The organism is Isoptericola sp. NPDC057653 (assembly GCF_042799955.1).
Classification (GTDB): domain Bacteria; phylum Actinomycetota; class Actinomycetes; order Actinomycetales; family Cellulomonadaceae; genus Isoptericola.
The window spans coordinates 1,906,224-1,926,182 of sequence record NZ_JBHVHP010000001.1 but is presented as its reverse complement, the minus strand read 5'-3'; the positions used below and the strand labels follow the sequence as shown (position 1 = coordinate 1,926,182).

Sequence of the window (19,959 nt, the reverse complement as noted above, 5' to 3'; positions counted from 1 at the left end):
GTGCCGCTCACCCGCGACGAGATGGCCGCGCGTGCCGCGGCGGAGCTGGCCGACGGCTGGTACGTGAACCTGGGCATCGGCCTGCCGACCCTCGTGCCGAACCACGTCCCGCCCGGCCGGCACCTGGTGCTGCAGTCCGAGAACGGGCTGCTCGGCGTCGGCCCGTACCCCGCCGAGGACGCCGTGGACCCCGATCTGATCAACGCCGGCAAGGAGACCGTGACGCTGCTGCCCGGCGCCTCCGTCTTCGACTCCGCGACCAGCTTCGGGATGATCCGCGGCGGCAAGATCGACGCGGCGGTCCTCGGCGGCATGCAGGTGAGCGCCACCGGCGACCTGGCCAACTGGATGATCCCCGGCAAGATGGTCAAGGGCCCGGGCGGCGCCATGGACCTCGTGCACGGCGCGCGGCGCGTGATCGTCCTCATGGAGCACACCGCCCGGGACGGCTCCCCCAAGTTGCTGCCGGAGTGCACCCTCCCCCTCACCGGCCGCGGCGTGGTGCACCGTGTGATCACCGACCTGGCGGTGCTCGACGTCGGCACCACCGGCTTCGTGCTCCGCGAGCTCGCGCCCGGCGTCTCCGGCGACGACGTCGTGGCCGCCACGGGCGCCCCGCTCACGACGGCCCTCGACGACGCGCGGGCCGCGTGAGCGGTGCGGCGGCTCAGGCCGCCCGGCGAGAGCGCGCCACCAGCACGAGGGCGACCAGCACGCCGACCACGCTGACGACGGTCGCCACCCAGAACGCGGCGGAGTAGGCGCCGGCGGGGTCGGTCGCGCCCGCCGCGAGGAGGGCGGTGACCACCGGGGCGGCGGCCGCGGACCCGACGGTGCGCACCACGCTGTTGAGCCCGGTGGCGGCGCCGGTCTCGGTGGGCGGCGACCAGGTCACGACGAGCTGCGCGCAGATCGCGTACCCGATGCCGTTGCCGAGGCCGAGCACGGAGAACGCCACGACGACGGCCCACGGCGTCGCGGGCCACAGCGCCAGGCCGACCGCGCCGACGGCCATGACCCCCGCGGCGACCGCCCCCGTGCCGCCCGGGCCGATCCGCCCCACCAGCGCCGGGGTGGCGCGCCCGCCGAGGAAGACGAGCACGGCACTCGGGAGCATGGCCAGCCCGGAGACGGTGACGCTCATGCCGTGCCCGTAGCCCGTGCCCGCCGGGGCCTGCATGAGCAGCGGCAGCGCGACGTAGCAGACGTACGGCACGAAGCCCACGGCCACGGTGAGCAGGCTGACGAGCACGATCGGGCCGTGGCGGAACGTGCGGACGTCCACGACGGGCGCGTCCATGCGCCGCTCGACGAGCACCAGCGCGGCGAGCAGCACGAGGCCGGCCGCGCCGACGACGACGGTCCGCGCGGAGCCCCAGCCCCACGTGCCGCCCTGCGACACGGCGAGCAGCAGGCCGACGAGGCCGCCGGCGAGCAGGGCGATGCCCGGCCAGTCGGTGCGGCGCTGCACGGCGGGGGCGCCGCCGCGCGGCACCCAGGCCGCGACGAGCGCGCCCGAGCCGAGGATGAGCGCCGCCCCGAGCACGAAGAGCCAGCGCCAGCCGAGCGCGTCCACGACCACGCCGCCCACGACGAGCGCGGCGCCCGCGCCGAGGCCGATCATCCCGGGGATCCACCCGAACGCCGCCGCGAGCCGCGGCCCGGACAGCACGGACCGGGCGATCGCCAGGGCCAGCGGGAACGTCGCGGTGCTCACGCCCTGCACCACGCGGGCGGCGAGCAGCACGCCGAGCGTCGGGGCGGCCGCGGCCGCCAGGGTCGCTGCGGCGAACACGACGATGGTGCCGAGCAGCACGCGACGGTGCCCGAAGCGGTCGCCGAGGTTGCCGACGACGGGCGCGAGGACCGCCCCGGCGAGCAGGAACGCCGTGAGGATCCAGCCGGTCCCCTGCGCGGTCGCGCCGAGCTCGCGGCCGAGCGTCGGCAGCGCCGGGACGACGAGCGTCTGCATCAGGGAGAAGGCGAGCACGGCGGCGCTCAGCGCGAAGGTCGCGCGGCCGGGGTGCCGGACGACGGTGGCGTCGACGGGCCGGCCGGTGGCGGCGCCGGGCGCCGGGCGGGACGGAGGCACGGTCGTGCTCGCTCTCTGTGGTGGGGGTGGCTGCGCCTCGTCGCGCGCCGATTGAAACGGAACGGAATGCTCGTTCCGATTCACCCTAGCACCGGGGCGGCGGCTACCGTGAGGCCATGCCCTCCGCCCCCGCCGCCGACGACCGCGCCGACGACCGACCGCTCCCCGGCCGGCAGCGGGAGGCGCGCGCCAACGACACCGCCGTGCTCGCCGCGGCGCGCGAGGTCTTCGCGGCGCAGGGGCACGGCGCCTCCATGGCGGACGTCGCCCGGCACGCGGGCGTCGGCGTCGGCTCGGTCTACCGCCGCTACCCCACCAAGGAGGCCCTGGTCGAGGCGCTCCACGTGCAGGCGGTGCGCGGGGCGGCGCGGCTGGCGACCGAGGTGGCGGACCAGTGCGGGACCGACGCGGTGCCCGAGGCCGACGGCGCCGTCGGCACGTTCCTCGCGCGGCAGATCACCGGCGCGACCGGCCCCATCCTCCGGCCGCCGGGAGCGGGCGGGCCCCTCCCCGCGGACCTCGCCGCGGCGACCCGCGACCTGCGCGTCGGCCTCGAGCGGCTGGTCGCGTACGACCGCGCCGCGGGCCTGCTGCCGACCGGGTTCACCACCGCGGACGTCATGCAGCTCCTGCTGCACCTGCGCCCCGCGCTCCCCTTCCCCCGCGCCGAGGCGGACGCCCTGCACCTGCGCTACCTCCGGCTCGTCCTCGCCGGGCTGCGCTCGCGGGCCGGCGACGACGACGGGCTGGGCGACGGCCCGCGCTGGGACGACTGGGTCGGCGCCTGGCACGACTGAGCGCCCACCACCGCTCGCCGACCAGGCGGTACCGCACCGAAATGACCGCTCAGAACGTGCGCAACCGCCTGCTCGCCGTCAGCCGGCCGCCGTCGGCGCGTGCCGCTCCAGGAACTCGTAGACCTCCGTCGTGTCGACGCCGGGGAACGCGCCGGACGGCATCGCCGCGAGCATGGAGGCGTGCGGGCGGGCGCTGGGGAACGCGTGGCCGTCCCAGCGGCGGGCGAGCGGCTCGTCGGGCCGGCGGCAGCAGCGCTCGTCGGGGCAGCGCGACGTGCTGCGCGCCGTCGTCTCGCGGCCGAGGAACCACTTGACCTGCGCGTACGGCACGCCGACGCTCACCGAGAACCGCCCGTCGGCGGTGTCCTGCACCCGCGACGTGCACCAGTACGTGCCCGTCGGGGTATCGGTGTACTGGTAGTACGGGCTGAGCCGGTCAGCCACGGAGAACACCACGCGCGCGGTCCAGTGCCGGCACACGTGCTGCCCCTCGACGGTGCCGAGCGGGTCGGACGGGAACCGCACGCCGTCGTTCTCGTAGGCCTTGTGGATCGCCCCCGACTCGTGCACCTTCATGAAGTGCACCGGGATGCCCAGGTGCCGCGTGGCGAGGTTCGTGAAGCGGTGCGCCACCGTCTCGTAGGAGACCGCGAACGCGTCGCGCAGGTCCTCCAGGGAGATGGACCGCGCCTCCTTGGCCTCCCGCAGCTGCTTGACCGCCTCCCGCTCGGGCACCAGCAGGGCCGCGCACAGGTAGTTGGCCTCGACGCGCTGGCGCAGGAACTCCCGGTAGTCGCGCGGCTCGGCGTGCTCCAGCACGTGCGAGGCCAGGGCCTGGAGCACGGCCGAGCGCGCCTCGGACCGGCCGCGGATCCCGTTGCTCGGCAGGTACACCCGGCGGTGGAGCTGGTCGATGACGGCGCGCGTGGACTGCGGCAGGTCGGGCTCGTAGTGGATCGAGAAGCCGAGGTGGGCGGCCAGCTCCCCCACGGCGCGCTGCGGCAGCGGCCCGCGGCCGTGGCCGACGTCGTCGAGCAGGCCTCGGGCGACGATCTCCAGGTCGGGGAAGTAGTTGTCCTGCGCGCGCATGTCGGCGCGCAGCTCGGTGTTGGCGCGCCGCGCCTCCTCCGGGGTGAGCGCGCGCTCGGAGTGCAGGCGTTCCAGCTCGCGCTGCAGCCCCACGATCGCCTCGAGCGCGTCGGTCGGCAGGGACTTCCCCACCTTCACGGGGTGCACCCCGAGCGCGGAGAAGAGCGAGCCCCTTTGCACGCGCTCCAGCTCGATCTCGAGGGCGTCGCGGTGCGACGGCGCCTGGGCGGAGAGCAGGTCCTCGACGCTCGCGCCGAGCGCGCGGGCCACCGCCTGCAGGCGCGCGATGGTGGGCTCGCGCTTGCCGTTCTCCAGCATCGAGACCTGCGACGGCGCACGTCCGATGGCCTCTCCGAGCTGTTCCAGGGTCATGCCGCGACGGGTGCGCAGGTGCCGGATGCGGCGGCCGATCGTGAGGGCGTCGGCCTCCTGGTCGATGGGCAGCGCCGCGTCGTCCCGGGTACCGGGCCGCGGTTCGGTCGAGATCGCCATGCTCGAGGGTGACACGCGGCACACCTTCCGTCCAGGAGAAGAACCTCGATATTTCTCCCGACATTTCCTGGCCGCGGGGTGGTGCGCCACGTCAGGGTCGTGACCAAGGACGACGGCGGGCGACCCGCCGGCGCCGCACGACGAGAGACGAAAGAGGCACGCCATGACCGCCACCCTCGAGCCCCGTACCAGCACCGCCGCCGGCGACCAGACGCAGACCGCCGCGGAGCTGGCCGAGCAGTGGGCGACCGACCCCCGCTGGGCGGGCGTCGAGCGCACGTACACCGCCGAGGACGTCGTCGCGCTGCGCGGGTCGGTCGGCGAGGAGTTCACCCTGGCCCGCCGCGGCGCCGAGCGGCTGTGGCGTCAGCTGCACGAGGAGGACTTCATCAACGCCCTCGGCGCGCTGACCGGCAACCAGGCGGTGCAGCAGGTGAAGGCGGGCCTCCAGGCCATCTACCTCTCCGGCTGGCAGGTGGCCGGCGACGCGAACCTCGCGGGCCAGACCTACCCGGACCAGTCCCTGTACCCCGCAAACTCGGTGCCGGCCGTCGTGCGCCGCATCAACAACGCGCTGCTGCGCGCCGACCAGATCGACGTCTCCGAGAACGGCGCCCCCACCCGCGACTGGCTCGCCCCGATCGTGGCGGACGCCGAGGCCGGGTTCGGCGGCCCGCTCAACGCGTACGAGCTGATGCGCTCGATGATCGCGTCGGGCGCCGCGGGCGTGCACTGGGAGGACCAGCTCGCCAGCGAGAAGAAGTGCGGCCACCTCGGCGGCAAGGTGCTGATCCCCACCCAGCAGCACGTGCGCACGCTCAACGCGGCGCGGCTCGCGGCCGACGTCTCCGACGTGCCGAGCGTGGTCATCGCCCGCACGGACGCCGAGGCGGCCACCCTGATCACGTCGGACGTCGACGAGCGGGACCGCCCGTTCCTCACCGGCGGGCGCACGGGCGAGGGGTTCTACGAGGTCCGCAACGGCGTCGAGCCCTGCATCGCCCGGGCCAAGGCCTACGCCCCGTACGCCGACCTCATCTGGATGGAGACCGGCACCCCCGACCTCGAGCTCGCGCGGTCGTTCGCCGAGGCCGTCAAGGCCGACTTCCCCGACCAGATGCTGGCCTACAACTGCTCGCCGTCGTTCAACTGGAAGAAGCACCTGGACGACGACACGATCGCCAGGTTCCAGCGCGAGCTGGGCGCGATGGGCTTCCGGTTCCAGTTCATCACCCTGGCCGGCTTCCACGCCCTCAACTACTCGATGTTCGACCTCGCCCACGGGTACGCCCGCGAGCAGATGTCCGCCTACGTGCGGCTGCAGGAGGCCGAGTTCGCCGCCGAGGAGCGCGGCTACACCGCCACGAAGCACCAGCGCGAGGTCGGCACCGGCTACTTCGACCGCGTGTCGACGGCGCTCAACCCCGACGCCGCCACCCTCGCGCTCGCCGGCTCCACCGAGGCCGCGCAGTTCTGACCCGTCCCCACCCCCGCTCAGCCCGGACCGCCCGGAGGCACGCCATGACCACGCTCACGTCCCCGACCACCGCTCCCCCGCGCACCACCCCGGTGCCGGTCGTCGCACCGGCCGTCGGCACCCCGCTCGCCGACACGGCCCCCGGGCCGTCGGCCTGGGGCACGGCGACCCTCGGCGAGGGTCACGTCACCGCCACCGCACCCCTCGGGCCGCGCGACGAGGAGATCCTCACCCCGGAGGCGCTGGAGTTCCTGGCGATGCTGCACGACCGGTTCGCCGACGACCGCACGTCGCTCCTGCTGGAGCGCCAGCGGCGCATGCGGCGCATCGCCGACGGCGACGACCCGGACTTCCACCCGGCCACCCGGCCCGTGCGCGACGACCCGTCCTGGCGGGTCGCCGGCGCGGCCGGGGCACCGGGGCTGAGCGACCGCCGCGTCGAGATCACGGGGCCGACGGACCCGAAGATGACGATCAACGCGCTCAACTCGGGCGCCCGGTGCTGGCTGGCCGACGCCGAGGACGCGCAGTCCCCCACGTGGCGCAACGTGGTGGAGGGCCAGCTCGCCCTGCACGACGCGATCCGCGGCACGCTGACCTTCACCAACCCGGCGGGCAAGCGGTACGCGCTGCGCTCCACCGACCTCACCGAGCTGCCGACGATCGTCTTCCGGCCGCGCGGCTGGCACCTGTTCGAGTCGCACCTGGCCTACACCGGCCCGGACGGGTCGACGCAGCCGGCGTCGGGCACGCTGGTCGACTTCGGCCTGTACCTGTTCCACAACGCCCACGAGCTGGTCTCGCGCGGACGGGGGCCCTACTTCTACCTGCCGAAGCTCGAGGGCTACCGCGAGGCGCGGCTGTGGAACGAGGTCTTCGAGGCCGCGCAGGACGCGCTCGGCATCCCCCGCGGCACCATCCGCGCCACGGTGCTCGTCGAGACGCTGCCCGCCGCGTTCGAGATGGAGGAGATCCTCTACGAGCTGCGCGACCACTGCGCCGGGCTCAACGCTGGGCGCTGGGACTACCTGTTCAGCGTCATCAAGTGCTTCCGCACCCGGGGCTCGTCGTACGTGCTGCCCGACCGCGGCCAGGTGACGATGACCGCGCCGTTCATGCGGGCGTACACGGAGCTGCTCGTCGCCACGTGCCACAGGCGTGGGGCGCACGCCATCGGCGGGATGAGCGCCTTCATCCCCGACCGCCGCTCCCCCGAGGTGACCGAGCGCGCCGTCGAGCAGGTGTGGGCCGACAAGACCCGCGAGGCCGCGGCGGGCTTCGACGGCACCTGGGTGGCGCACCCCGACCTGGTCGAGGTGGCGCGCGGGGCGTTCGACGAGGTGCTCGGCGAGCGCGACCACCAGGTCGACCGCCTGCGCGACGACGTCGAGGTGGGCCAGGCCGACCTGCTGGACGTCGCGTCGGCCCGCCGCTCGGGCGCCACCGTCACCGCCGCGGGTCTGCGCACCAACGTGTCCGTGGGGGTGCGCTACATCGAGTCGTGGCTGCGGGGCGTGGGCGCGGCCGCGATCGACCACCTCATGGAGGACGCCGCGACCGCCGAGATCTCCCGGTCGCAGGTGTGGCAGTGGGTGGCCTCGGGCACGACGACGGAGGACGGCCTGCCCATCACCCGGGTGCGGTGCGAGGCGGTGCTGCGCGACGTGCTGCGCGGCCTGCCCCGCTCGTCGGGCGACCGGTTCGACGACGCCGTGGCCCTGTTCCGCGAGGTGGCCCTCGGCGAGGAGTTCCCGCCGTTCCTCACCACCGGCGCGTACGCCCGCTACCTCGCGGGCTGACCCCACCCCGGCCGGTTGCCGAGCAGGCAATTGACACCGTGATGAGGCCCGATGGGCCGCCATCACGGTGTCAACTGCCTGTTCGGCAACCAGGGTCAGGAGGCCTGTGGACGACGCCCACGGGCGGGCCCGCGGGTGCGGCAGGGTGACGACGCATGGACACCACCACCGCATTCGGCCCGGGCGACCAGATCGCCGACGACGCCGAGCTCCTGGAGCTCGCCCTGTTCCTCGCCGGCGGCGCCTCCCCGCGACGGCGCGCCCTCACCGTCACGTGGCTCGACGCCGACGACCGCCTCCTCGGCCTGGCGCTGCCGATCGACGACCCGTCCGTCCGGCCCGACGGCGACTCCCTCGCCGGGCTGGGCGCCGTGCTGCGCGGCGTGATCGACGACGAGGCGCCCGGCGGGTGCGCCGTCGTCGTCCTGGAGCGCCCGGGCGACGCGACCCGCACCGACGACGACCGTGCCTGGAACCGCGACCTGCGCGCCGAGGCCGCGGTCCGTGGAGTGCGGCTGCGCGGGTTCTTCGTCGCCGCCGGCGGGCAGGTGCGGCCGCTGGTGCTCGACGACGCGTGAGGTCAGTCCTCGACCCGCACGGACTGGCCGCCGTCCACGACGTCCGCGGTGCCGTGCCGCAGCGGGCGGGGCGCGAGCTCGAGGAACACCAGCCCGGACTCGCCGAGCCGCGACCACGTGACGGCGAACCCGGAGGGCGTGGCGCCGTCGTCGAACAGCCGCGCGCCGGACCCGACCACGACGGGCGCGAGGACGAGGCGGTAGACGTCGACGAGCCCCAGGTCGTGCAGGGTGCTGGCGAGGCGGGCGCTGCCGTGCACCTGCAGCTCGCCGTCCGGCCCGTCCTTGAGCGCCTGCACCCGGGCGGCCAGATCGGCCTCGTCGGCGGGGCTGATCACGGTGGTGCCGGCCCATGCGGGATCGGTCAGGGTCGAGGAGACGACGTATCGGGGGCCGGCGTTGATGCGGGCCGCGAGGGCGTCGTCCGGGTCGGTCACCTGGCCCCAGGACTTGTGGAACATGTCGTAGGTGGTACGGCCGAGCAGGAACGCGTCGACCTCGGCGAACCAGCCCTCGACGACCTCGCCGAACACGGGGTCCGCGGTGAACGGGACGAACCAGCCGCCCTCGGCGAAGCCGCCGCGGGTGTCCTCCTCGGGCCCTCCCGGCCCCTGCACCACCCCGTCGAGCGAGGTGAAGATCGCGACGCTGAGCCTCATGTGATCCTCCGTCGGATGTCGTCGACGGAGGGTGGACGGCGCGCGCGGACCGGACTCATCGGGCCGTATGCCCTGGACTTCCAGGCTTCGGCGGCATACTTTCACCTCGGCAGCATGCTGTGAGGAGATTCACACGGCACGCCTGCCCACCGAGGAGGGAGCGGGACCGTGGCCGACGTCCTGGTGCTCAACGCGGGCTACGAGCCCCTGCACCGCGTCTCGGTCAAGCACGCCATCACGATGCTGGTGCGCGAGGTCGCCGTGGTCGAGGAGGCCGTCGAGGGTCACCGGTTCGGCCCCTACCCGATGCCCCGCGTGCTGCGGCTGGTGCGGTACGTCGCGATGCGGTGGCGCTACCGCGGCGCGGGCCGCCCGGCGGTGACGAAGGACGGCGTGAAGCGCCGGGACGGCGCCTGCGCGTACTGCGGCGGGCCCGCCGAGACGGTGGACCACGTGATCCCCCGCTCGCGCGGTGGCGACTCGTCGTGGCTCAACCTCGTCGCGGCGTGCGAGCGCTGCAACGGGCGCAAGGCCGACCGCACGCCCCTCGAGGCCGGCATGCCGCTGCTCCTCGCCCCGTACGTGCCGCCCGCGGAGCACGGCCTGGTGCGACGGCGCCGCCGCGCCGCCGCGACGGCCGCGGCCTGACCCGAGGTCCGGCCGCGGCCGTCGCAGGGGCCGCGAGCCGTCAGGCGGCGGGCTCGTCCTCCGGCAGGTCCGGCACGATCGACAGCGACCCCGTGACGGCGACGACGCCCGCGCTGCCGCCCGTGTCGGCGGACGTGAGCGCACGGGACGCGATGACGCTGCTCGCGAAGTTCGCGTGGCACTCGGTGCAGTACCACTCGGGCGTCGGCACCGGCACCTCGAAGCCGCCGTAGACGACGTCCGGCTCGGCGTTCATCACGTCGTCCTGGAACGTCATGCCCCACACGATGCGCTTGGTCTTGCCGCGCGCGCCGCACCCCGGGCACTGCGGGCGCATCCGCGCCCGCTGCGAGGAGACGGTGTGCGCGTGCATGAGGTCGTGGCACTGCTCGCACAGCAGGTGCACGTCGCGCACCAGCTGCTCGAGCGTGCGCCCGCCGGCCGTCGTCGTCCCCAGCCGGACGGCGCCGTCGTCGTGGGCCTGCATGCGGTGCACGTCGACGAAGCGCTCGCACGTGGCGCAGCGCTCCTCGCGGCGCATCGACCAGCCCGTCACGGCGCGGTGGCCCAGGATGCGCAGCGCGTGCACGTCGGACGCGGTGGCACCGGCGCCGCAGTCGCCCGGGTCGAGCGTGTGCACGGGGCCGCCGCGGAACTGCTCCGCGACGCCGTCGAGCACCAGCCGCGCGTGGTCCGGCGGCAGCCAGCCCGACGACCCGGTGTAGGTGTCCGCGCCGTCGAAGAGGTCGGCCCAGACGATCGGCCGGTCCGGGCCGAACAGGTCGTCGCTCACCCAGCTCTCGCCGTCGGTGGCGCCCATGAGCTCCACCGCAGCGACGACGCCGGCGTCCCCGAGGACCGTCACGACCACGTCGCCCCGCTGCGGGCCGTCGGGCCCGCCCGGCAGCCGGTGCTCCGGGGCGCGGGTGGCGATCGCGACGGACTCCGTGAGCCAGTCGGCCGACCAGTGGAGGTAGACGGACGGCACGAGCCACGCGGGCAGCGCCGACAGGGAGGGCAGGGTCTCTCGGGTCACCCGCAGAACATATCGGGCGCCGACCCTCCGACACCACGGGCGAGGTCGTTCCCGTCGCGGCATCGGCGCGCTAGGTTCCGGACAGCACCAGGCACAGGCACGACGGCGTCGCCGCTCCGACCCGGGCAACGCCGCCGCTCGCCCTCGAGCTGCTGCCGCGAGGAGGCACGGGATGAACGTCGGACTGTGGGTCGCCGCCGGGCTGCTGGCCCTGCTCTACCTGGCCGTGGGTGTCGTGAAGCTCACCCGCAGCCGTGACCGGCTGCGGTCGGCGATGGGCTGGGTCGAGGACTTCCCCGGCGTGGTCGTGCGGTTCATCGGCCTGGCGGAGATCGCCGGCGCGCTCGGGCTGATCCTGCCGCAGGCCACCGGCACGCTGCCGTGGCTGACGCCGGTCGCCGCGACGTGCCTGGTGGTGCTGCAGGCCCTGGCGATCTCGGTGCACGTGCGCCGCCGCGAGCTCGCCCAGCTGTGGGTCAACGTGGTCCTGCTGCTGGGCGCGGCGTTCGTCGCCGTGGGCCATTTCGCCGGCTGGTGACGGCCGGGCGGACGCCGCCCCTCAGGCCTCGGCCCGCGCCTGGTCGTACCGCTCGCGGTGGGCGCGGATGGCGTCCGTGTGGGCGAACGCCCATTCCACGAGCGCGATGACCGGCGGCAGCAGGGTCTGCCCGAGCTCGGTGAGCTCGTAGTCGACGCGCGGCGGGACGACGGCGTGCACCGTGCGGCTCACCAGCCCGTCCCGCTCCAGCTGGCGCAGCGTGAGCGTGAGCATCCGCTGCGAGATCCCGTCGATCCCGTGCAGCAGCTCGGTGAACCGCCGCGGGCCCGGGGCCAGCGTGCCGAGCACCAGGGTGCTCCACTTGTCGCCCACCCGGTCGAGCACCGCGCGCACCTCGCTGGTCGTCGCGTCCGCGTGGCACGCCCCGCCGAGCACCGGCCCGCCCGGCGCCCCGTGCGTCGAGGTCGCCTCGATGGTCATGTCGTCTCCGCCCGATCGGCCGTCCCCCGGTGTGCCTCCGGCACACGCGTGTGCCTTTTGTAGGCCGTCCGATGATTACCCATCATGCAGCCAGGCACAAAGAGTGACCGACCAGACGGGTCGTCGCGGCCGCCCCTCGAAGGACTCGCATGAACATCGCCCTGTGGATCGCCTCCGGTCTGCTCGCCGCCGTCTTCCTCATGGCCGGCCTCGGCAAGGCCCTCCGGCCGATCCCCGCGCTGCAGGAGCAGATGCGCTGGGTGACCCCCGAGCGGGTCACCGCCGTCCGCACCCTGGCCTGGCTCGAGGTGCTGGGCGCCGTCGGCGTGATCCTCCCGTGGGCCACCGGCGTCGCGCCCGTGCTGACCCCGGTCGCCGCCGTCGGGCTCGCGATCACGCAGGTCGGCGCGATCCCGCTGCACGTGCGTCTGGGCGAGAGCAAGAGCCTGCCGGTGAACGTCGTCCTGCTCGCGCTCGCCGTCTTCGTCGCGGTCGGGCGCTTCGCCGCGCTCTGACGCCCTCGCGGGCCGCGTGCCGGCGGGTCAGGACGGCGGCCCCGCCAGCGCCTCCGACTCCTCGTCGGTGAGCAGCCGCGAGCGGATGAGGAAGCGCACCCCCTCGGGTGCCTCCACGCTGAAGCCCGCGCCGCGCCCCGGGACGACGTCGATCGTCAGGTGCGTGTGGCTCCAGTACTCGAACTGGGCGCGGCTCATCCACACCGGCACGGTGAACGGCTCGCCCGTCGCGCCGGCCTCGTCCACGGGTCCGTCGACGACGGCCAGGTCGCCCAGGTGCACGTCCGCGTCGCCCACGAGGAAGTCGCCGTCGGGGTAGCACATCGGGCTGGACCCGTCGCAGCAGCCCCCGGACTGGTGGAACATCAGCTCGCCGTGCTGACGCCGCAGCCGGGCGAGGAGCCCGGCCGCGGCGTCGGACACGGCGACACGCGAGATCGTGTCGCTCATCGTCTGCCCCGTCGTCGTGTCGGTCGTCGGCCTAGAAGAACCCGAGCTTCTGGCCCGAGTAGCTGACCAGGAGGTTCTTGGTCTGCTGGTAGTGGTCGAGCATCATCTTGTGGTTCTCGCGGCCGACGCCCGAGCCCTTGTACCCGCCGAACGCGGCGGCCGCCGGGTAGGCGTGGTAGCAGTTCGTCCAGACCCGCCCGGCCTCGATGGTGCGGCCGGCGCGGTACGCCGTCTCGCCCTGCCGGGACCAGACGCCCGCGCCCAGGCCGTAGAGCGTGTCGTTGGCGATCTTCATCGCGTCGTCGAAGTCCGCGAAGTCGGTCACCGACACCACCGGCCCGAAGATCTCCTCCTGGAAGATCCGCATGGTGTTCTTGCCCTCGAACACCGTGGGGGTCACGTAGTACCCGCCCGCGAGGTCGCCCTCGAGCTCGGCGCGGTGGCCGCCCGTGAGGACCGTCGCGCCCTCCGCCTTGCCGATGTCGATGTAGCTGAGGATCTTCTCGAGCTGGTCGTTGCTCGCCTGCGCGCCGATCATCGTGTCGGTGTCGAGCGGGTTGCCCTGCTTCACCGCCCTGGTGCGCTCCAGCGCGTCGCCCAGGAACTGGTCGTAGATGTCGGACTGGATGAGCGCGCGCGACGGGCAGGTGCACACCTCCCCCTGGTTGAGGGCGAACATCGTGAACCCCTCGAGCGCCTTGTCGTAGAAGTCGTCCTTCGCCGACGCGACGTCCGAGAAGAAGATGTTCGGGCTCTTGCCGCCCAGCTCCAGCGTCACCGGGATGATGTTCTGCGACGCGTACTGCATGATCAGGCGGCCCGTCGTGGTCTCGCCCGTGAACGCGATCTTGCGGATCCGCGACGACGACGCGAGCGGCTTGCCCGCCTCGACGCCGAAGCCGTTGACCACGTTGACGACGCCCGCCGGCAGCAGGTCGCCGATGATGTCCATGAGGAACAGGATCGACGCGGGCGTCTGCTCGGCCGGCTTGAGCACGACGGCGTTGCCCGCCGCGAGCGCCGGAGCCAGCTTCCACGTGGCCATGAGGATCGGGAAGTTCCACGGGATGATCTGCCCGACGACGCCGAGCGGCTCGTGGAAGTGGTACGCGACCGTGTCCTCGTCGATCTCGGAGATCGACCCCTCCTGGGCGCGGATGGCGCCGGCGAAGTAGCGGAAGTGGTCGATGGCGAGCGGGATGTCGGCGGCGAGGGTCTCGCGGACGGGCTTGCCGTTCTCCCACGTCTCCGCCACGGCGATCTTCTCGAGGTGGGCCTCCATGCGGTCGGCGATCTTGTTGAGGATGTTCGCCCGCTCGGTGACGGACGTGCGCCCCCAGGCCGGCGCCGCGCCGTGGGCGGCGTCGAGGGCCCGCTCGATGTCGTCGGCGTTGCCGCGCGCCACCTCGGTGAAGGTCTGGCCCGTGACCGGGCTGGGGTTCTCGAAGTACTGGCCGCTCGACGGCGGCACGTACTCCCCGCCGATCCAGTGGTCGTACCGCGCGCGGTACTCGGCGATCGCCCCGGGCTGGCCGGGGGCTGCGTAGACGGTCATGCTGCCTCCTCGCGTGACGGCGCCTCGTCGCGCCGCGTTCCGCCGACGGTAGGGCGTCGAAGGTTGCAGGCCCGTTGCAGTCAGGACAGGTCGGCGTCGAGCAGCGTGACGCGGGCGCGGGCGCGCACGGCCTGCGGGCTGCCGGCGGGCGCGACGGCGAGCAGCCGGGACCACGCGGCGTGATCGTCCGCGCCGTCGACGCCGCACACCCAGGCGTCGAGGGCGTCGGGGTCGCCGGAGGCGAGGACGGCCGCGCGGACCTCCGCGGACAGCTCGGCCCGGAGGCGTTCCACGCCCGGCGCGACGGACCGCGGCAGCAGGGGCGCGTACGCGGCGAGGGCGCCGCGCACGTCGCCGAGCGCGAGGGACGCTCGGACGTCGTCGGCGTCGGTCCGCAGCGGCCGGGCGAGGCGGTAGGGGCGCGACCCGGCGAGCAGCGGCCCGGCGACGTGCCGCAGCCGGGACACCTCGGCCCGGACGGTGACGCCGGACAGCTCGCCGGGGTGCAGCAGCACGGCCAGCTCGTCGGCGCCGAGGCCGCGCGGGTGCTCCGCGAGCAGCAGCAGGATCTCGGCGTGCCGCAGCGAGAGGGCCCGGTCGCCGGACCGGCACCGCAGGGCCGGGCGCCCGAGCACGCGCAGGTCGACGGGCGCCGGAAGGCCCGGGGCGGCGGCCGCGCGGGTCGCGAGCTCGCGCTCCACCGTGGCCACGGTGGCGCGCACCAGCGACAGCACGACGTGCGTCGCCGCGGCCCGCCGCCCCGTGACGTCGAGGACGCCGAGCACCCGGCCGGTGGCGGGGTCGCGGATCGGGGCGGCCGCGCAGCTCAGCTCCTGCACGGGGCGGGAGAAGTGCTCCGCGCCGATCACCTGGACGGCGCGGCGGGTGGCGAGGGCGGTCCCGGGCGCGTTGGTGCCGACGCTCTCCTCGCGCCACACGGCGCCCTCGACGAAGCCCACCCGGTCCACGGTGCCGCGCAGGCGCGGGTTGCCCTCGACCCACAGCAGGCGGCCGACCTCGTCGGAGACGGCCACGACGAGCCCGTCGTCCGCCGCGCCGTCGACCACCAGCTCGCGCACCACGGGCATCACCGCGGCGAGGGGGTGGGCGGCGCGATAGGCGGCCAGGTCGTCGTCGGCGAGGGCGACCTGCGGGTGCGGGGTGTCCGGGTCGACGCCGCTGCGCACCGACCGGCGCCAGGAGTCGGCGACCACGGGGTCGATCCCGGCGGGCAGCTCGCCCGTGCCGATGAAGCGCTCGTACGCCGCGCGCACGCTCCGCGGGTCGCGCCTCACCCCGCTCGCGCGGGCCCCCTGACCCTTGCCTGCCACCGAGGCGGCCGTCCGCTCCACCGCGACCTCCCGACGTCGTCGTCCGGTGCGTGCGTGCCAGTGTAGGGGGCCCCAGCCAGGGATCGTCAGGCCCTGGCACGGGCGGCCCCCGTCGGGGACCCTCGTGTCGACGGGGCCCACGGGTCCACCGACGGACGACACGGGGGCGAGAGAGCATGGCACGCAGGGAGCACGACCTCACGGTGCCCGACCTGTCGGGGACGCGGGCGCTGGTCACGGGCGCGAGCGACGGCGTCGGGCTCGAGATCGCGACCCGGCTCGCCGGGGCAGGGGCCGAGGTGCTGATGCCGGTCCGCAACCCGGGAAAGGGTGAGACGGCGGTCGCGAGGATCCTCGGGCGCCACCCCGGGGCCAGGCTCCGGCTGCTCGAGCTGGACCTCGCGTCGTTGGCGTCGGTCGCGGCGCTCGCGGACCGGCTGCGGTCCGAGGGGGACCCGATCCACCGCCTGGTCAACAACGCCGGGGTGATGACGCCGCCCGAACGGCGCACCACCGACGACGGGTTCGAGCTGCAGCTCGGCACCAACCACCTCGGCCACGTCGCGCTCACGGGACGCCTGCTGCCGCTGCTCCGGGCGGGCCGGGCTCGGGTGACGTCGCAGACGAGCGTCGCGGCACGTCGCGGCGCGCTGCGCTGGGACGACCTCAACGAGGAGCGGCACTACGACGGCATGCGCGCGTACCGCCGGTCGAAGCTCGCCTGTGCCCTGTTCGGGTTCGAGCTCGGCCGCCGCGCCCGCGCCTCGGGCTGGGGGATCACGAGCAACGTCTCCCACCCCGGTGTCGCGCCGACCAGCCTGCTGGCGGCGCGCCCGGAGGTGAGCCGGGCCGCCGACACCCGCGAGGTGCGGATGGTCCGGTGGTTCTCGGCGCGCGGCCTGGTGGTCGGGACGGTCGAGAGCGCGGCGCTGCCGGCGCTGCTGGCCGCGACGTCGCGGACGGCGCGGGACGGCGGCTTCTACGGCCCCGGGTGGCCGGGCCGGCTCGGCGGGCCTCCGGTGGAGCAGCGGCCGTGGGCGTCGCTGCGCAGCACCGCGGACGCGGCGCGGCTGTGGGCGGTGTCCGAGGAGCTGACGGGAGTCACCTTCGACTGACGTGCCTCGGCCATCGGGCCCGCCGGTCGACGGGGGTCACTCCCGGCCGAACGCCCTGCGCAGCTCGTCCTTCGCCCGCTCGAGCACGTCCCGCTGCGCGGCGGGGAGGTTCGCCCCGGCGCGGTTGACGTAGAAGGTCAGCATCGACATCGCCGACCGGTACGGCGTGCCCTTGCGCCGCCCGCTCGCCTCGGCCGACCGCTTCAACGACGCGGCGATGCGGACGGGGTCGTCCCAGGTGAAGACGTCGTCCTCGAGGTCCAGCGCGTCGGAGTGCTCGGTGACGTCCTGCGACCACCGCTCGCGCCCCTCGTCCTGCCCGGCCATCCGGCCACGCTAGGAGCGGTCCTGCGTGCTCGCAGCGGGCCGTCCGGCCTCGCGCTCGCGCAGCGCGAGGCGCCGCGCGAGCACGGCGCAGACGACGAGCTGGAGCTGGTGGAAGATGATCACCGGCACGGCGATGACGCCGGCCGCGGCGACGGGGAAGAGCACGCTCGCCATGGGCAGGCCCGTGGCGAGGGACTTCTTGGACCCGCACATGAGCAGCGCGACGCGGTCCTCGAGGGGCAGCTTCAGGGCGGCGCCGCCCCACCAGGTGACGCCGAGCATCACGGCGAGCATGACGGCGCTCACCGCCAGCAGGGCGACGATCGCCCAGCCCGAGATGCCGGCCCAGACGCCCGCGGAGCTGGCCGCCGCGACCGCGGAGAACACGACGACGAGGATGGTGCCGCGGTCCACGCCCAGGGTGAGCCAGCGGCGGGCGCGGATCCAGTCGCCCACCCACGGCTGCAGCAGCTGGCCCACGACGAACGGGAGCAGCAGCTGCAGCAGCACGGTCTGCAGCCCGTCCAGCCCGTGCCCGGCGGTCGCGCCGCCGCCGCCGTCCGCGTCGGTCATGAGCCACAGGACCAGCAGCGGCGTGACGACCATGCCCAGCACGTTGGACACGGTGGCCCCGCAGATGGCGCCGGCGACGTTGCCGCGCGCCACGGACGTGAAGGCCACCGACGACTGCACGGTGGACGGGAGCAGCGACAGGTAGAGCAGGCCGGCGGCCAGCGGCGCACCGACGAGCGGCGCGACCGCCCACGCGACCACGAGCCCCAGAACGGGGAACACGACGTAGGTGGCGGCGAGGATGCCGCCCTGGAGGCGCCAGTTGCGCAGGCCGGCCCACACCTCGCGGGTGGACAGCCGCATGCCGTAGACGAGGAACAGGACGGTGACCGCGACGTCCGCCGCGACGTCCACGACCTGCTGCGCCGTCGGCGGGACCGGGACCACCAGCCCCAGGACCATCACGACGACCAGCGTGACGACGAACAGGTCCAACCAACCACTCAGCACACGACGCACCGCGCGAGTGTAGGAAATGCGCGCCCCGGGAAGCGATCCGGTCCACGCCGGCCGTGGGGCGTCGCGGCCGCACCGGCCACGCCGCCCCACGGGTACCGGGCCGGTCAGGCCGCGCGGACCTCCACGGCGTTGCGCCACGGGTCCTCGAAGCGCACGGCCGCGCCGTCGTCGCGCACCGCCACGCCGGCCCGGTCCAGGCGCTCGCGCAGCGCGCCGACGTCGTCGGCGCCGGGCACCGTGATGGCCACGGTGCCGAGGCCGAGGGTCGAGGCGCGCGGGCCGGCGCCCCGGCTGTTCCACGTGTTCATCGCCATGTGGTGGTGGTACCCGCCCGCGGAGACGAACAGCGCGCCGGGCACGCTCGCCGTCTCGGCGAAGCCGAGGGTCTCGACGTAGAAGCGGCGGGCCGCGGGCACGTCTCCCACCTGCAGGTGGACGTGCCCGACGACGGCGCCGGCCCCGGCCGCGCGGGTGCCCGCGGCACGGGCCTCCGGGTCGCCCGTGGCGAGGGCGTCCCGCGCGGCGTCGGTGAGGTGGTCGCCGAGGAAGGCGTTCGGGTCGAGGTACAGCGTGTCCATGCGCACGTGCGCGCCGTCCCAGGCCCACTCCTCGCGCGGCCGGTCGGCGTACAGCTCGACGCCGTTTCCCTCCGGGTCGGTGAAGTAGAACGCCTGCGACACCAGGTGGTCCGCGCTGCCGATGAACGTGCTCGGCGCGGTCGTCGCGACGGACGCGAGCGCGTGGGCGAGCCCGGGCTCGTCGTCGAAGAGCACGGCCGTGTGGAACAGGCCGGCCTCCCCGCGGCCGGGTGCGGGCAGGTCCCGCGCCCGGTGCAGGACGACGAGCGGCGTGGTGCCGCGGCCCAGTACGGTGGTCTCCTCGCGGCGCGCCCCGGCCGGCAGCTCGAGGCCCTCGGGCACGGCGAGCTCCGTGAGCGTCAGGGCGTCGCGGTAGTAGCGCGTCATGAGGTCGAGGTCGCGCACGTGCAGCGTGACCGCGGCCATGCGCGTGTCGTCGGCGAGGCGGTCGCCCGGGAGCGGGGTCATCAGGCCGCCAGGGCGCGGCGCAGGCCCTCGGCCAGCGGCGTGGTCGGGCGGCCGACGAGGCGGGCGAGGTCGCCCGAGGTCTCGGCGAGCAGGCCGGCGCGCGTGTCGCCGTCGAGCGCGACGACGAACCCGGCGGTGCCCTCGTCGAGGCCGGCGGCGAGCAGCGCGTCGCGGTGCTCCTCCGCGGTCAGCGGGCGGTAGGCCACGGGCCGGCCGAGCACCTCGGCGGCGGTGGCGGCGAGCTCGTCGAAGTCCCACGCCATGTCACCGGACAGCTCGTAGACGGCGCCGTCGTGCCCCCCGTCGCGGTGCGCGTCGAGCGCGACGACGGCGGCGGCCTCGGCGTAGTCGGCGCGGCTGGCGCTGGCCACGCGGCCGTCGCCGACGCTGTGCGCGATCTCGCCGGTCTCCCGGGCCTGCTGCACGTCGCCGAGGTAGTTCTCGGTGTACCAGCCGTTGCGGAGCACCGTCGTGGACAGGCCCGACGCGGCGAGCAGCTCCTCGGTGGCCTTGTGCTCGGGCGCGAGGACGAGCGGCGAGGTGTCGGCGTGCGGGGCGCTCGTGTAGACCACGCGGCCGACGCCGGCGCCCTTCGCGGCGTCGATCACGGCGCCGTGCTGGCGCGCACGCTGCCCGACGGCGGAGCCGGAGACGAGCACGAGGACGTCGACCCCGTCGAGGGCGGGGACGAGGGTCTCGGGCCGGTCGTAGTCGGCCTCCCGGACGACGACGCCGCGGGCGGCGAGGTCCGCGACCTTCTCCGTCGAGCGGGCGAGCGCCACCACGTCCGCGGGCGCGGCGCCCCGGGCGAGGAGGGACTCGACGACGAGGCGGCCCAGGTGGCCGCTGGTTCCGGTGACGGCGATGGTCATGGTGATGCTCCCCTTCAAGGACGGGTCGGGTGCGCGGCCCGCTCGGGGCCACCCCCACAGCATGCGCTAA

Annotated in this window: 21 protein-coding genes; 9 read left to right on the top strand and 12 right to left on the bottom strand. The window is 74.8% G+C overall.

Translation table 11 applies throughout. The features are described 5' to 3' along the window. The gene (locus ACFU9A_RS08705) at window positions 1-654 is read left to right on the top strand and encodes a 3-oxoacid CoA-transferase subunit B (protein WP_430574833.1); all 654 of its coding nucleotides are present in this window, start codon (window positions 1-3) and stop codon (window positions 652-654) included. A 13-nt stretch (window positions 655-667) separates the two neighbouring features. On the opposite strand, the gene ACFU9A_RS08700 is transcribed toward ACFU9A_RS08705, so the two are convergent. Then, a complete protein-coding gene (locus ACFU9A_RS08700) occupies window positions 668-2,092 on the bottom strand; it encodes an MFS transporter (RefSeq protein ID WP_430574832.1) in 1,425 nt (474 codons plus the stop codon). 116 nt (window positions 2,093-2,208) lie between these two features. On the opposite strand from ACFU9A_RS08700, the gene ACFU9A_RS08695 reads away from it, so the two are divergent. After that, window positions 2,209-2,889, top strand: a complete 681-nt coding sequence (locus ACFU9A_RS08695) for a helix-turn-helix domain-containing protein (RefSeq protein WP_430574831.1) — start codon at window positions 2,209-2,211, stop codon at window positions 2,887-2,889. Window positions 2,890-2,967: 78 nt separating this feature from the next. Here the strand turns inward: ACFU9A_RS08695 and ACFU9A_RS08690 are convergent, their stop codons facing one another. Continuing rightward, complete coding sequence (locus tag ACFU9A_RS08690) at window positions 2,968-4,470, bottom strand: helix-turn-helix domain-containing protein (protein ID WP_430575363.1); 1,503 nt, start codon at window positions 4,468-4,470, stop codon at window positions 2,968-2,970. A 163-nt stretch (window positions 4,471-4,633) separates the two neighbouring features. On the opposite strand from ACFU9A_RS08690, the gene aceA reads away from it, so the two are divergent. The 3 genes from aceA to ACFU9A_RS08675 all read left to right on the top strand — a co-directional run bounded on the left by aceA (window position 4,634) and on the right by ACFU9A_RS08675 (window position 8,324). Continuing rightward, window positions 4,634-5,947 (top strand): isocitrate lyase, encoded by a 1,314-nt coding sequence (aceA, locus tag ACFU9A_RS08685; protein ID WP_430574830.1) that lies wholly within the window; start codon window positions 4,634-4,636, stop codon window positions 5,945-5,947. Window positions 5,948-5,991: 44 nt separating this feature from the next. Next, window positions 5,992-7,746, top strand: a complete 1,755-nt coding sequence (gene aceB / locus ACFU9A_RS08680) for a malate synthase A (RefSeq protein ID WP_430574829.1) — start codon at window positions 5,992-5,994, stop codon at window positions 7,744-7,746. Between the two features lie 155 nt (window positions 7,747-7,901). Then, on the top strand, window positions 7,902-8,324 hold the full coding sequence (locus ACFU9A_RS08675) for a hypothetical protein (RefSeq protein ID WP_430574828.1): 423 nt from the start codon (window positions 7,902-7,904) through the stop codon (window positions 8,322-8,324). Between the two features lie 2 nt (window positions 8,325-8,326). On the opposite strand, the gene ACFU9A_RS08670 is transcribed toward ACFU9A_RS08675, so the two are convergent. After that, window positions 8,327-8,983 (bottom strand): dihydrofolate reductase family protein, encoded by a 657-nt coding sequence (locus tag ACFU9A_RS08670; protein WP_430574827.1) that lies wholly within the window; start codon window positions 8,981-8,983, stop codon window positions 8,327-8,329. 168 nt (window positions 8,984-9,151) lie between these two features. Between ACFU9A_RS08670 and ACFU9A_RS08665 the strand changes: the two genes are divergently transcribed. Further along, a complete protein-coding gene (locus ACFU9A_RS08665) occupies window positions 9,152-9,631 on the top strand; it encodes an HNH endonuclease (protein WP_430574826.1) in 480 nt (159 codons plus the stop codon). Window positions 9,632-9,671: 40 nt separating this feature from the next. Here ACFU9A_RS08665 and ACFU9A_RS08660 read toward each other — a convergent pair whose 3' ends face one another. Further along, window positions 9,672-10,667: a hypothetical protein gene (locus tag ACFU9A_RS08660; RefSeq protein ID WP_430574825.1), complete on the bottom strand. Its 996-nt coding sequence runs from the start codon at window positions 10,665-10,667 to the stop codon at window positions 9,672-9,674. Between the two features lie 172 nt (window positions 10,668-10,839). Here ACFU9A_RS08660 and ACFU9A_RS08655 point away from each other — a divergent pair, with 172 nt between their 5' ends. Further along, window positions 10,840-11,205: a DoxX family protein gene (locus tag ACFU9A_RS08655; RefSeq protein WP_430574824.1), complete on the top strand. Its 366-nt coding sequence runs from the start codon at window positions 10,840-10,842 to the stop codon at window positions 11,203-11,205. Window positions 11,206-11,226: 21 nt separating this feature from the next. On the opposite strand, the gene ACFU9A_RS08650 is transcribed toward ACFU9A_RS08655, so the two are convergent. Further along, on the bottom strand, window positions 11,227-11,646 hold the full coding sequence (locus ACFU9A_RS08650) for a winged helix-turn-helix transcriptional regulator (protein ID WP_430574823.1): 420 nt from the start codon (window positions 11,644-11,646) through the stop codon (window positions 11,227-11,229). A gap of 149 nt (window positions 11,647-11,795) precedes the next feature. Here ACFU9A_RS08650 and ACFU9A_RS08645 point away from each other — a divergent pair, with 149 nt between their 5' ends. Then, window positions 11,796-12,161, top strand: coding sequence for a DoxX family protein (locus ACFU9A_RS08645; RefSeq protein WP_430574822.1), 366 nt, complete (start codon window positions 11,796-11,798; stop codon window positions 12,159-12,161). A gap of 27 nt (window positions 12,162-12,188) precedes the next feature. Here ACFU9A_RS08645 and ACFU9A_RS08640 read toward each other — a convergent pair whose 3' ends face one another. From ACFU9A_RS08640 to ACFU9A_RS08630, 3 genes are all read right to left on the bottom strand, one after another. After that, window positions 12,189-12,611: a DUF779 domain-containing protein gene (locus ACFU9A_RS08640; RefSeq protein WP_430574821.1), complete on the bottom strand. Its 423-nt coding sequence runs from the start codon at window positions 12,609-12,611 to the stop codon at window positions 12,189-12,191. A gap of 31 nt (window positions 12,612-12,642) precedes the next feature. Then, on the bottom strand, window positions 12,643-14,166 hold the full coding sequence (locus ACFU9A_RS08635; RefSeq protein ID WP_430574820.1) for an aldehyde dehydrogenase family protein: 1,524 nt from the start codon (window positions 14,164-14,166) through the stop codon (window positions 12,643-12,645). A gap of 80 nt (window positions 14,167-14,246) precedes the next feature. Next, window positions 14,247-15,440 carry a GAF domain-containing protein gene (locus ACFU9A_RS08630; RefSeq protein ID WP_430574819.1) on the bottom strand — a complete coding sequence of 398 codons (1,194 nt, stop codon included), beginning with the start codon at window positions 15,438-15,440 and terminating at the stop codon, window positions 14,247-14,249. A gap of 233 nt (window positions 15,441-15,673) precedes the next feature. Between ACFU9A_RS08630 and ACFU9A_RS08625 the strand changes: the two genes are divergently transcribed. After that, entirely contained in the window at window positions 15,674-16,612 is a 939-nt protein-coding gene (locus ACFU9A_RS08625; protein WP_430574818.1) for an SDR family oxidoreductase, read from the top strand. Between the two features lie 36 nt (window positions 16,613-16,648). On the opposite strand, the gene ACFU9A_RS08620 is transcribed toward ACFU9A_RS08625, so the two are convergent. The 4 genes from ACFU9A_RS08620 to ACFU9A_RS08605 form a co-directional block, all read right to left on the bottom strand. Beyond that, window positions 16,649-16,939, bottom strand: coding sequence for a DUF3175 domain-containing protein (locus tag ACFU9A_RS08620; RefSeq protein ID WP_430574817.1), 291 nt, complete (start codon window positions 16,937-16,939; stop codon window positions 16,649-16,651). Window positions 16,940-16,948: 9 nt separating this feature from the next. Further along, a complete protein-coding gene (locus ACFU9A_RS08615; RefSeq protein WP_430574816.1) occupies window positions 16,949-17,971 on the bottom strand; it encodes a bile acid:sodium symporter family protein in 1,023 nt (340 codons plus the stop codon). Between the two features lie 104 nt (window positions 17,972-18,075). Next, the gene (locus ACFU9A_RS08610) at window positions 18,076-19,017 is read right to left on the bottom strand and encodes a VOC family protein (protein WP_430574815.1); all 942 of its coding nucleotides are present in this window, start codon (window positions 19,015-19,017) and stop codon (window positions 18,076-18,078) included. After that, complete coding sequence (locus tag ACFU9A_RS08605; protein ID WP_430574814.1) at window positions 19,017-19,889, bottom strand: SDR family oxidoreductase; 873 nt, start codon at window positions 19,887-19,889, stop codon at window positions 19,017-19,019. Before ACFU9A_RS08605 ends, ACFU9A_RS08610 begins: the two co-directional genes overlap by 1 nt. Window positions 19,890-19,959: the final 70 nt, after the last annotated feature.

Bases quoted from the DNA above. Each gene is read 5' to 3' on its own strand.
- ACFU9A_RS08675 (WP_430574828.1), top strand. From the start codon at position 7,902: ATGGACACCACCACCGCATTCGGCCCGGGCGACCAGATCGCCGACGAC.
- ACFU9A_RS08610 (WP_430574815.1), bottom strand. From the start codon at position 19,017: ATGACCCCGCTCCCGGGCGACCGCCTCGCCGACGACACGCGCATGGCC.
- aceB (WP_430574829.1), top strand. From the start codon at position 5,992: ATGACCACGCTCACGTCCCCGACCACCGCTCCCCCGCGCACCACCCCG.
- ACFU9A_RS08625 (WP_430574818.1), top strand. From the start codon at position 15,674: ATGGCACGCAGGGAGCACGACCTCACGGTGCCCGACCTGTCGGGGACG.
- ACFU9A_RS08605 (WP_430574814.1), bottom strand. From the start codon at position 19,889: ATGACCATCGCCGTCACCGGAACCAGCGGCCACCTGGGCCGCCTCGTC.
- ACFU9A_RS08650 (WP_430574823.1), bottom strand. From the start codon at position 11,646: ATGACCATCGAGGCGACCTCGACGCACGGGGCGCCGGGCGGGCCGGTG.
- ACFU9A_RS08695 (WP_430574831.1), top strand. From the start codon at position 2,209: ATGCCCTCCGCCCCCGCCGCCGACGACCGCGCCGACGACCGACCGCTC.
- ACFU9A_RS08655 (WP_430574824.1), top strand. From the start codon at position 10,840: ATGAACGTCGGACTGTGGGTCGCCGCCGGGCTGCTGGCCCTGCTCTAC.
- ACFU9A_RS08645 (WP_430574822.1), top strand. From the start codon at position 11,796: ATGAACATCGCCCTGTGGATCGCCTCCGGTCTGCTCGCCGCCGTCTTC.
- ACFU9A_RS08635 (WP_430574820.1), bottom strand. From the start codon at position 14,166: ATGACCGTCTACGCAGCCCCCGGCCAGCCCGGGGCGATCGCCGAGTAC.
- ACFU9A_RS08620 (WP_430574817.1), bottom strand. From the start codon at position 16,939: ATGGCCGGGCAGGACGAGGGGCGCGAGCGGTGGTCGCAGGACGTCACC.
- ACFU9A_RS08670 (WP_430574827.1), bottom strand. From the start codon at position 8,983: ATGAGGCTCAGCGTCGCGATCTTCACCTCGCTCGACGGGGTGGTGCAG.
- aceA (WP_430574830.1), top strand. From the start codon at position 4,634: ATGACCGCCACCCTCGAGCCCCGTACCAGCACCGCCGCCGGCGACCAG.
- ACFU9A_RS08640 (WP_430574821.1), bottom strand. From the start codon at position 12,611: ATGAGCGACACGATCTCGCGTGTCGCCGTGTCCGACGCCGCGGCCGGG.
- ACFU9A_RS08690 (WP_430575363.1), bottom strand. From the start codon at position 4,470: ATGGCGATCTCGACCGAACCGCGGCCCGGTACCCGGGACGACGCGGCG.